This window comes from Collimonas pratensis (assembly GCF_001584185.1).
GTDB classification, from domain to species: domain Bacteria; phylum Pseudomonadota; class Gammaproteobacteria; order Burkholderiales; family Burkholderiaceae_D; genus Collimonas; species Collimonas pratensis.
Window position 1 is genome coordinate 2368293 of record NZ_CP013234.1, and the last position, 10697, is coordinate 2378989.

The 10697-nt window shown below is 61.1% G+C and carries 10 protein-coding genes; 3 read left to right on the forward strand and 7 right to left on the reverse strand.

Features of this window, described 5'->3' with window-relative positions; translation table 11 throughout:
• Window positions 1-34 precede the first annotated feature (34 nt).
• From CPter91_RS10755 to mfd, 5 genes are all read right to left on the reverse strand, one after another.
• On the reverse strand, window positions 35-802 hold the full coding sequence (locus CPter91_RS10755) for a class I SAM-dependent methyltransferase (protein ID WP_236906005.1): 768 nt from the start codon (window positions 800-802) through the stop codon (window positions 35-37).
• Between the two features lie 150 nt (window positions 803-952).
• Window positions 953-1489 carry a GNAT family N-acetyltransferase gene (locus CPter91_RS10760; protein ID WP_061940057.1) on the reverse strand — a complete coding sequence of 179 codons (537 nt, stop codon included), beginning with the start codon at window positions 1487-1489 and terminating at the stop codon, window positions 953-955.
• A gap of 72 nt (window positions 1490-1561) precedes the next feature.
• Window positions 1562-1924 carry a DUF4870 family protein gene (locus CPter91_RS10765; RefSeq protein ID WP_061940059.1) on the reverse strand — a complete coding sequence of 121 codons (363 nt, stop codon included), beginning with the start codon at window positions 1922-1924 and terminating at the stop codon, window positions 1562-1564.
• A gap of 57 nt (window positions 1925-1981) precedes the next feature.
• Window positions 1982-2830: a phosphoserine phosphatase SerB gene (gene serB, locus CPter91_RS10770; protein ID WP_061940061.1), complete on the reverse strand. Its 849-nt coding sequence runs from the start codon at window positions 2828-2830 to the stop codon at window positions 1982-1984.
• 46 nt (window positions 2831-2876) lie between these two features.
• Complete coding sequence (gene mfd, locus CPter91_RS10775; RefSeq protein ID WP_061940063.1) at window positions 2877-6317, reverse strand: transcription-repair coupling factor; 3441 nt, start codon at window positions 6315-6317, stop codon at window positions 2877-2879.
• A 253-nt stretch (window positions 6318-6570) separates the two neighbouring features.
• Between mfd and ispD the strand changes: the two genes are divergently transcribed.
• Window positions 6571-7269: a 2-C-methyl-D-erythritol 4-phosphate cytidylyltransferase gene (gene ispD, locus CPter91_RS10780; protein ID WP_099047187.1), complete on the forward strand. Its 699-nt coding sequence runs from the start codon at window positions 6571-6573 to the stop codon at window positions 7267-7269.
• A gap of 10 nt (window positions 7270-7279) precedes the next feature.
• The gene (gene ispF / locus CPter91_RS10785; protein ID WP_061940067.1) at window positions 7280-7765 is read left to right on the forward strand and encodes a 2-C-methyl-D-erythritol 2,4-cyclodiphosphate synthase; all 486 of its coding nucleotides are present in this window, start codon (window positions 7280-7282) and stop codon (window positions 7763-7765) included.
• Window positions 7766-7894: 129 nt separating this feature from the next.
• Here the strand turns inward: ispF and CPter91_RS10790 are convergent, their stop codons facing one another.
• Together CPter91_RS10790 and ompR are read right to left on the reverse strand one after the other, a co-directional pair.
• Window positions 7895-9232, reverse strand: coding sequence for a sensor histidine kinase (locus CPter91_RS10790; protein ID WP_061940069.1), 1338 nt, complete (start codon window positions 9230-9232; stop codon window positions 7895-7897).
• Window positions 9233-9283: 51 nt separating this feature from the next.
• Complete coding sequence (ompR, locus tag CPter91_RS10795) at window positions 9284-10045, reverse strand: osmolarity response regulator transcription factor OmpR (protein ID WP_269465474.1); 762 nt, start codon at window positions 10043-10045, stop codon at window positions 9284-9286.
• Window positions 10046-10318: 273 nt separating this feature from the next.
• On the opposite strand from ompR, the gene CPter91_RS10800 reads away from it, so the two are divergent.
• The gene (locus CPter91_RS10800; protein ID WP_061940071.1) at window positions 10319-10501 is read left to right on the forward strand and encodes a hypothetical protein; all 183 of its coding nucleotides are present in this window, start codon (window positions 10319-10321) and stop codon (window positions 10499-10501) included.
• Window positions 10502-10697: the final 196 nt, after the last annotated feature.

Consider the following 10697-nt stretch of genomic DNA (forward strand, 5'->3'; position numbering starts at 1 on the left):
GCACCTGTTGCCGGCTTTTTCGTGGGCGCCTGCGTCAGCTTTTCTCCAGCAGATAAAAGCCAAATCCGAGCGTTGAGCAGCCCGCTGCGAGGTAGCTGTCATGCCAACGCCGGGCTCTGTCGCGGAACGCCGGCGCGTCTGGATCTTGCGGATGAGATGCTGCATATTGCATTACTGCCTGGCAGTACATGTGCTCGTACCAGTCCCATTCCCCATCGCTGCTTGCCATCGCCAGGTGCAACTTGAAACCCTGCGCAAGCGCACGCGCAATGTTTTCTGCGTGGCTGCTCAGCTCGTCTTCCGTGGCGCCGAGCGTCATCAGATACTCATTCGACGGCGGCTGTTTCCAATAGCCTTCGCCCACCAGCAGCACGCCGCCGGGTTTCAGCCATTGACGGTAGAGTGCCAGACTGGGTTCGAATCCCCCTAGTGCATGGGTGGAGCCCACGCACAGAATTGCATCGTAGCCGTCGGCCGGCAGCGGATGTTGTTCAAGCTGGCTGGCGATCAACGTCAGCCGGCCATCGCCCGGGTTGCTGGCAGCCCAGGCGTTGGCGGCTTCAGCCAGGAAAGCCGGATTGATGTCGACGCCAACGCCGCGCACCGGCTGTGACGCCAGCAAATCGCGCAGCAGCGCAGCTTTGCCGCAGCCTGCATCCAGCACCAAAGCGCCGGCCTGCAGCTGCAGCGCGGCCAGCAGGCTGGCGGCAGTCTCTGAAGAAAGCGGGCTGCAGTAATGATGGCCGCTATGGGCGATGGTGGTGTATTTGAAGGGATCTTGTGTAGAAACAGAAGTGGCCATGGTGGCGCGTTCCTTTAAAGTGGTTGATGTTTTTTTCACTCTTAAAAGAAACGCAAGCTTTCATACCCAGCCTCCAGTCTGTCATGTCCGGCAATGGCGGACAGTGGTTTGCGGCCTATGCCGCAGCTCATGTTATCGCTGCAGCGGCGTTCAGGTCAATTTTTGCAGCATATAGACAGCAGTATGCTGGCTGCCTGCAACTTGATAGCTGTCGAGGTTTTCCTTGGCCGGCGAGTGCCTGACTTCGACCGCGTTATAGCCAAGGCTGCCCCAGAATGCCTGCGATTGCTGCGCCGATACCAAGGCGCTCCAGCCAAGGTTGGCTGCGCGCGCATGGCCGAGCGCAGCCGCCACCAGCAGGTTGGCCGCGCGCTGGCCGCGGGCGCCGGGAGCGACCGCCAGGTCGTGCAGGTACAGGCAATCCGGCGCCGAGGCCAGCTTGAATGGTGAGCCGAGCGGGGTGATTGCATCCTTGTTCGACGGGTAGCTGAACAGATAAGCGGCGGCGCTATCCGGTGCCGGCGCCCAGATCCAGCAAGTGGCCGGGGTCAGCGCCAGGCGGGCGCGGAAAACTTCTTCGGATTCCAGCATCGCAGGCGGATAGCATTCAGCCTGGATCCGCATGACGGCTGGGATATCGCTCGCCAGCATGGCCCGGACCACGGGCGCTATGAGATTGTTGCGCATGGATTGAAACACACCACTAGCGGATGGATGATGCTGCCGCTGCCCGCGGCGGCAGGCAGCGTTGCGGGAAAATCAGGCAGGCATGGCCTTGTTGTCATTCAGGTCGACCAGGCCCTTGATCAGACGGTAGGCCTTCCACAGCCAGGCCAGGCCCCACACCACGAACGCCAGCGGAATCCCGATCACCGTCAGGAACAAGGCGCCGCCGACGAACATCCATAGCAGATACCACCAGAACGAGCGGATCTGCCAGTTGTGATGGCTATACACAAACGTGTCCGCCGCATCCTGGCGTTTGACATAGTTGATGATCAGGGGGATCCAGGACAGCGCTCCGAGCGAGAACAGCAGGCTGGCGGCGTGAGCAAAATAGAGCCACCAGGCAAGATTCTTCTCGGAGTGCAGCTTGCTATCGAAAACCAGTTCGTTGGCCATGTTTTTCCTTCAAGATTAGGGATAACGTCACCGTAGGCGCTGCTTCCTGCAGGAAACTCACGCCAATATAGGCAAGATGCCATCCAAACCGACAAAATTCAAGGCCACGCTGGCTTTTTCTCGCACCACGGGCTTGGCGCGGAAGGCTACCGAGAGGCCGGCGACGCCCATCATGCTGAGGTCGTTGGCGCCGTCGCCCATGACGATGGCCTGGCTGGTGGCGATATTCAGCTCAGCGCAGACGCGCTCGACCGTGTTTTTCTTTTCCTCGGCGTTGACGATGGCGCCAACCACCTTGCCGGTCAGCTTGCCGTCGACGATTTCCAGCACATTGGAATGGGCGTAATCGAGGCCGAGCGTGTCTTTCATGCGATCGGTGAAAAAGGTGAAGCCGCCCGACACCAGCAAAGTCTTGATGCCGGCAGCCTTGACCGCCGCCAACATGCTTTGCGCGCCCGGCGACAGCTTCAGCCGTTCATCGTAGACCCGTTGCAGGGCCGAGGCTTCCAGGCCCTTGAGCAAGGCCACGCGCCGCGTCAGGCTCTCGTCGAATTCCAGCTCGCCGCGCATGGCGGCTTCGGTAATCGCCGCGACTTGCGGCTTCAAGCCTTGCATGTCGGCGATCTCATCGATGCACTCGATGGTGATCAGGGTCGAATCCATGTCCATCGCCAACAGCTTAAAGTCACCCAGTTGCGGCGTCGCCGGCAGCCAGGCGCAATCGATGCGGGCGCCGAAGCAGGCGGCATCGATCAGAGCCTTCAGGCTGGCGGAATAGGCGACGTCGGCGCAACGCCATGCATGGCGGCCGCCGCTGCTGATGTCTTCCGCGGTAGCGTCGGCCAGGCTGGCGATGCGGGCTATGGCGCTGTGGTCTGCGTCCAGGCTTTGCAAGATAAGATTCATGGTTCGGTGTGGCTTTACTCAAATATAAATGATCGGGCAGGCAGTTTCATCCTGCCAGGGCTTTGATGGTGGCTTTGACCTGGGTCAGGCGCGCCGCCAGGTCCGGCATGTTGACGGTAATCCGCAGCTTGTCCTGGCCGTTGAGCTTGATATGGCGGTTTTTCTGGATCAGCTCGATGATGCGCATGGCGTCGATCGGCGGATTCGGCAAGAACTGCAGCAAGGCCGAATCGGTATGGGCGTCGATCTTGACGATGCCGATGGACTTGGCGGAAATCCGCAGCCGGTGCGTCTCGATCAGCGCCTTGGCCGGATCCGGCAGCTTGCCGAAGCGGTCGATCAATTCTTCCTGCAGGTCGTCGATCTTGTCTTGCGCATTGCAGTTGGCCAGCCGTTTGTAGATCGATAGCCGCTCGTGGACATCGCCGCAGTAATCGTTGGGCAGCAGGGCCGGCACATGCAGGTTGATTTCCGTGGTGGTTGATAACGGCGCCGCCAGGTCCGGCTCCTGGCCGTTCTTCAGCGCCCGCACCGCTTCATTGAGCATGTCGGAATACAGCTGGAAGCCGATCTCGTGCATTTCGCCGGACTGGTTATCGCCCAGCACCTCGCCGGCGCCGCGGATTTCCAGGTCGTGCATAGCCAGGTAGAAGCCGCTGCCGAGTTCTTCCATTTGCTGGATCGCATCCAGCCGGCGCTGCGCCAGCTTGGTCAGGCCCTGCACGTCGTGCACCAGCAGGTAGGCGTAGGCCTGGTGATGCGAACGGCCGACGCGGCCGCGCAGCTGGTGCAGCTGGGCCAGGCCGAACTTGTCGGCGCGGTGCATGATGATGGTGTTGGCAGTCGGCACGTCGATGCCGGTTTCGATGATGGTGGTGCACAGCAGGATGTTGAAGCGCTGGGCGACGAAGTCGCGCATCACCTTTTCCAGGTCGCGCTCATGCATCTGGCCGTGGGCAACGGCGATGCGCGCTTCCGGCAGCAAGGCTTCCAGCATGGCTTTGCGGTTCTGGATGGTTTCCACTTCATTGTGCAGGAAGTACACCTGGCCGCCGCGTTTCAGTTCGCGCAGGCAGGCTTCGCGGATGGTCGATTCGCCTTCGCTGCGGACGAAGGTCTTGATTGCCAGGCGCTTTTGCGGCGCGGTGGCGATGATGGAGAATTCGCGCAAGCCTTCCAGCGCCATGCCCAGGGTGCGCGGGATCGGCGTGGCGGTCAGCGTCAGCACGTCGACTTCGGCGCGCAGCGCCTTCAGCGCTTCTTTCTGGCGTACGCCGAAACGATGTTCCTCGTCGATGATCACCAGCCCCAGCCGAGAAAACTTGATATCGTCCGACAGCAGCTTGTGGGTGCCGATCACGATGTCCAAGGTGCCGTCGGCCATGCCCTTGATCGCTTGCGTAATTTCCTTGCCGGAGCGGAAGCGCGACAGTTCGGCGATCTTTACCGGCCAGTCGGCAAAGCGGTCGGCGAAAGTCTGCGCGTGTTGCTCCGCCAGCAGGGTGGTCGGGGCCAGGATTGCGACCTGCTTGCCGCCCAGCACCGCGACAAAGGCAGCGCGCAAGGCGACTTCGGTCTTGCCGAAGCCGACATCGCCGCAGATCAACCGGTCCATCGGTTTGCCGCTGGTCATGTCCTTGATCACGGCATTGATGGCGGCGGCCTGGTCGGCGGTTTCTTCAAACCCGAAGCTTTCCGAGAAGGCTTCGTAGTCATGCGCCGAATATTCGAAAGCGTGGCCCTGGCGCAGCGCGCGGCGGGCATACAGGTTGAGCAGTTCGGCCGCGGTATCGCGCACTTGCTGGGCGGCGCGGCGCTTGGCCTTTTCCCACTGGCCGGAGCCGAGCGCATGCAGCGGCGCATCTTCCGGCGAGGCGCCGGAGTAGCGCGAAATCACATGCAGCTGCGAAACCGGCACGTACAGCTTGGTGTCCTTGGCGTATTCCAGGTGCAGGAACTCGGTCTCGCCTTCGCCCAGGTCCATGCTGAGCAGGCCCATGTAGCGGCCGATGCCGTGGTTGATATGCACCACCGGGTCGCCGATCTTCAGTTCGGACAGGTCGCGCACCATCGATTCGACCTGGGTCGCGCCTTCCTGCTTCTTCTTGCCTATCCTGCGGCCGGAACCGGCATACAGCTCGGTTTCGGTGATGAAGCTCAGTTGCTGCAGCTCGAAACCGGCGTGCAGTGGCGCCACGCCCAGCATCAGTTTCTGCGTCGACGTGATGAAATCGGCATAGCCGTCGCACAAGGCCAGCGGCAGGCCGTATTCATTGAAATACTGCTGCAGGGTTTCGCGGCGGCCGTTGGTTTCGGCGCAGATCATGACCCGGCTGCCGCTCTGCAGCAGATAGGCGCGCAGGTTGGTCAGCGGATCGTCGATGCGGCGGTTCACCGCGATATTCGGAATCGGCGCCGACAGGTCGGAAGCGGCGTCGCTGTGCTGGATCACCCAGCGTCCGAAGGGTTTGGCCAGGGCGAAGAAATTTTCAGCGGTCAGGAACAGCGCTTCCGGCGCCAGCAAAGGCCGCTCGCGGTCCGACTTCAGGAATTTGTAGCGCGACTGGGTATCGCCCCAGAAGCGCTGGATGGCGCCGTCGATGTCGCCCACCAGGGCGAAAGTGGCGTCCGCCGGCAGGTAGTCGAACAGGGTGGCGGTTTGTTCGAAGAATAGCGGCAAGTAGTACTCGATGCCAGCCGAGGCGATGCCGTTGCCGATGTCCTTGTAGATCGCAGAACGCGAGGGATCGCCCTCGAACACTTCGCGCCAGCGGCTGCGGAAGGCCGAGCGGGCCGCTTCGTCCATGGGGAATTCGCGGCCCGGCAGCAGGCGCACTTCTTTCACCGGATAGAGCGAGCGCTGGGTGTCGGCGTCAAACGTGCGGATGGTTTCGATGGCGTCGCCGAACAGATCGAGCCGGTAGGGCAAGACCGAACCCATCGGGAAAATATCGATCAGGCCGCCGCGCACCGAGTATTCGCCGGGCGACATGACCTGGTTGACGTGGCTGTAGCCGGCCAGCGTCAGCTGCGTCTTGAGCCGCGCTTCGTCGAGCGTCTCGCCTTGCTTGAAAAAGAAAGTGTAGCCGGCCAGGAAAGAGGGCGGCGCCATCCGCACCAGCGCCGTGGTGGCTGGCACCAGCAAGACATCGCACTGGCCGCTCTGCACCTCATACAGCGTGGCGAGGCGCTCCGAGACCAGGTCCTGGTGCGGCGAAAAGGCATCGTAGGGCAGGGTTTCCCAGTCCGGCAGCAAATGGCAGCGCAAGCCGTTGGATTGTTCGTTGCTGGCCTGGAACCACGGAATTTCCGTGCGCAGGCGCTGGCCGTCGCTGGCGTTCGCCACGATCACCACCAGCATCTGCTGCTGCGGCTTGAGCGCCAACGCGGCCTGCGCCAGGGCATAGGCATCGGCCGAACCATGCAAGGCCGGCAAGGCAAAACGCGTGGCCGGCTTGGGCAGCAATTTTTCTAGATCAAGGGACATTAGAGCCTGTTAACATGAAACGTAAGGCAAGCGACGGTGCAATCGATGGGATGCGCAGGGCTTGCCGGTGGTCTTGCATGGTCAAAAAAAGCCACAATACGCCTGATTTGACAGTTAAAATTCAGAGCCGCATTATAAACCACGGGCTTGAATGCCGAATCCGGCGACGGATTGCCGGGCAGGCAGCGGTTTTTCGCTATTTGTGTAAATTATTCATGACATTTCTTCAGCAACTGCAGCGAGGCCATTGCGCATGAGTCCATCCCGCCATTTTGCCCTGATTCCGGCGGCCGGCGTTGGCGCCCGGCTGGGAGCGGCGATTCCTAAACAATATATGCCTTTGGCCGGCCAGCCGATGCTGATGCATGTCCTGAGGACATTTGCCGCCGCCAGCGAGATCAGTCACGTATTCGTGGTGGTCAGCCCTGACGATGGCTATATCGCCGATCTGATGGCGGCCGCGCCGCATTTGCAGGGGCGGGTGACGGTGCTGTACCACGGCGGCGCAAGCCGCCAGGCCTCGGTGCTGAACGGCTTGCAGGCCATCAAGGAGCAGGTCGACGAGGACGACTGGATGTTGGTGCACGACGCCGCCCGGCCCGGCTTGACCCAGGATTTGATTGCGCAGCTGATCGCCGCCTTGAAAGACGACCGGGTAGGCGGCTTACTGGCGCTGCCGGTGGTCGATACGCTCAAGCGCGGCGACCAGAATGCGCGCGTGGCGCAAACGGTCGAGCGCAGCGGCTTGTGGGCGGCGCAAACGCCGCAGATGTTCCGCCACGGCTTGCTGACGCGCGCCCTGATGCTGGCCGAGGCGGTGACCGACGAGGCCGGCGCGGTCGAGCTGCTGGGCTTGCAGCCGCGCCTGGTCGAGGGTAGTCCGCGCAATTTCAAGGTGACGCTGCCGCACGACGTCGCCTTGGCAGAAATGTTTTTAAAGGAACAGGTATGAGGGAGCAGACATGAATCAGCAGTTCCGCATTGGTCAGGGTTATGATTGCCACGCTTTGCAAGTGGGCCGGCCATTGATTATCGGCGGCGTCACGATTCCGCATAAAACCGGCTTGCTGGGCCATTCGGATGCCGACGTCCTGCTGCATGCGATTATCGACGCGCTGTTCGGCGCAGCCGCATTGGGCGATATCGGCCGTCATTTTTCCGATACCGATGCGCAGTTTGCCGGCGCCGATTCGCGCAAGCTGCTGCGGGAAGCCGTGCGCCTGATAGGCGAAGCCGGCTATGTAGTCGGAAACATCGATTCGACCATCATCGCCCAGGCGCCGAAAATGGCGCCGCATATCCCGCAGATGGTGGCGCACATTGCTGCCGATTGCGGCATCGCCGTCGGCCAGGTCAACGTCAAGGCCAAGACCAACGAGAAGCTGGGCTACCTGGGACGGGAAGAGGGCATCGCAGCGGAGGCCGTGGCCCTGTTGTTCGCACGCTGATCGGGATGTAGGGTGGGCATGCAATGCCCACGCGTGACCGTGATAGCCGGAGCACAGGCATGCCCGAAGTCGAAGCAGGTTTGCAGATAGTGCGAATTCACGCGTGGGCACAGAGTGCCCACCCTACAATCAGCTCAGCTGCAGTTCGATCTGGCTCGACAGACCGCCGCCTTCGCGGTTGCTGACGCGCAGCTTGCCGCCATGCTGTTTGACGATGCGGCTGACGATCGCCAGCCCCAGGCCTGAGCCGTTGGCCTGGCCGCGGGCAACGTCGAGGCGGGTGAACGGCCGCAGCAAGCGGTCTATCTCACCTTCGGGAATACCCGGGCCGTGGTCGGCCAGGGTCACCAGCGCCCGGTCCTGGCGCGCCTGGACGCTGATATCGATATCAACGCAATCGGCGCCATCCTGCTTGCCGTAACGGCGGGAATTTTCGATAACGTTGTTGAGTACCCGGCGCAGTTCGGTTTCGTTGCCGGAGACGTAGATATCCGGCGCGATCTGGGCTTGAATCCGGATATCGGCCTGGCGTTCCGCGGTTTGCACCACGTTCTCGATCAGTTCGCTCAGGTTGATTTTCTCGAAACTGCTGGTATCAGTCGGCTTGGCGTAGTGCAGGAACTGGCCGATGATGCCATCCATCTGCGCCAGGTCGGATTGCATGCCGCTGCGGGCGTCGTCCGTCAGATTCGCCATTTCGACTTCCAGCAGCATGCGCGCCAGCGGCGTGCGCAGGTCGTGCGAGATGCCGGCCAGGATGATGGCGCGGTCCGATTCGATGCGCTGCAGGTCGCTGACCATCTGGTTGAAGCTGCGGTTGGCTTCTTCGATCTCGGTCGGTCCGGTTTCCGGAAGCGGTTCCGGCTGCAAGCCCTTGGCCACGGCCCGCGTCGCCGCCGTCAAGCGCGACAGCGGCTGGTTGATCAGGGTGGAAATGAACATCGCCCCCAGCAGCGACAGGATCAGCGCCACGCTGGCCCATTGCAGCCATTGCACGCCGGAGCCGCGCTCGACCCGTTCGCGGTCCAGCACCAGCCAGTATTCATCGCCGTCGATTTTGAAGCTGACCCAGAAGCCGCCGATCTCGTTGACCTTGGAAGAAAAACGGGTCTGGTTGCCGAGCTTCGACCGCACTTCCTTTTCCAGGTCCGGCATGATGGCATCGTCAACCGGCGGATCGATCTGGTCGGTGTCTTCTAGCGGATAGATGCGGATGCCTTCGTTGCTGGCGAGATCGAACAACAGCTCGCGCCGCAAATCGGGGGCGGAGTGGGTGAGGGCGGCGCGGGTGATTGTGACGATCGAAATGATCTGCGCCGCCAGCGCTTGCGCTCGCGGGCCTCGCTCGACGATACGGAAACTGGCGACCCAGGCCACCATGCTGACCGTGATCAGGAAGGCCAGCATGAAAAAGGTCCGCCATAGCAGACCGCTTTTCAGCCAAGCCAGGCGGTTAGTGCCTACCATGCGGCCACGCGATGCAATTTTCTTGGGAGAGCCATACTGCGCAAACAGGCATCAACGCGGCTGGCCTTCCGGAATGAACACGTAGCCCAGTCCCCATACCGTTTGAATGTAGAGCGGGCTGGCCGGATCCGGTTCGATCAGCTTGCGCAGGCGCGAGATTTGCACATCCAGGCTGCGGTCGAAGACTTCATATTCGCGGCCGCGCGCCAGTTCCATCAGTTTTTCGCGCGACAGCGGTTGCCGCGCATGGCGTGCAAACACCTTGAGCACGGAGAATTCGCCGGTGGTCAGGGGAATCGATTCGCCGTTCTTTTTCAGGGTACGGGTGCCGAGGTCCAGGATGAACTCGCCGAATTCGAAGGACTGCGGCGTTTCCGACGGTGCGCCCGGCAATTCGTCCGGTCCCTTGCGGCGCAGTACGGCGCCGATGCGGGCCACCAGTTCGCGCGGGTTGAACGGCTTCGGCAGGTAATCGTCCGCGCCCATTTCCAGGCCGACGATGCGGTCCACGTCCTCGCCTTTGGCGGTCAGCATGATGATCGGCGTCTGGTCGCCGGCGCCGCGCAAACGGCGGCAGATGGCCAGGCCGTCTTCGCCTGGCAGCATCAGGTCGAGCACCAGCAGGTCGTAGCGTTCGCGTATCCACAACTTGTTCATGGCTTGCGCGTTTTCCGCGGTGACCACCTGGAAGCCTTGCTCCGTCAGATAGCGTCGCAGCAGATCGCGCAAGCGAATGTCGTCGTCGACCACCAGAATTTTATGCTGGTGGGCCGTAGATGTTTGTGTTGGGGTGTTGATCGTATTCATGGTCATATGGTAACTTCAGAGTGCGCATCAAAAATACAGTTAAGACCCATGGATTACAAAGTGTTACAAACTTTACCAAAAACGTCTTATGGCGATTAGGTGAGGAGCTTACACTTAATTCGTGACGATTAATCTTAACCGTTATCCTGAACACACAGCAAAGAAGTCCATATGATGATGAAGTTTCGGAAAATCAGTGTTTGTTTATTGTTGCTGTCGGCAATAATGAGCGCCTCTGCACGTTCCGACCGAGGACCTGAGGAACGTGGCGAACGCCGTATGCCGCCATCTCAGTATGAACCACGCCGCGGTCCAGCGCCAGATGAACAGTGGCAAGGACGCGAGCGCAACGCCGAACAGAACGAAGGCAATGCGCGCAACCGCATGTCGGCGGATGAACGACGCGCCTTGCGCCAACAGATCGACCGCGCAGGCCGCGATATCTATCCGCAGCGGCGTTGATCTCGACAAGATGTACATGCGCTGCTTGCGCGACAAAAAACCGGTGCTGAAAGTCGCCGGTTTTTTTATTGGCAGTCGCTTTGTGGATGGCCCCATCGCGCGTTGGTATGAAGTCGTTGCAGGCGCAAGTTCACAAGCGATATGTTCCCATGAGGAAACTATTTATGCAAGTAGTAGCAGGGGCTGATGCACGATT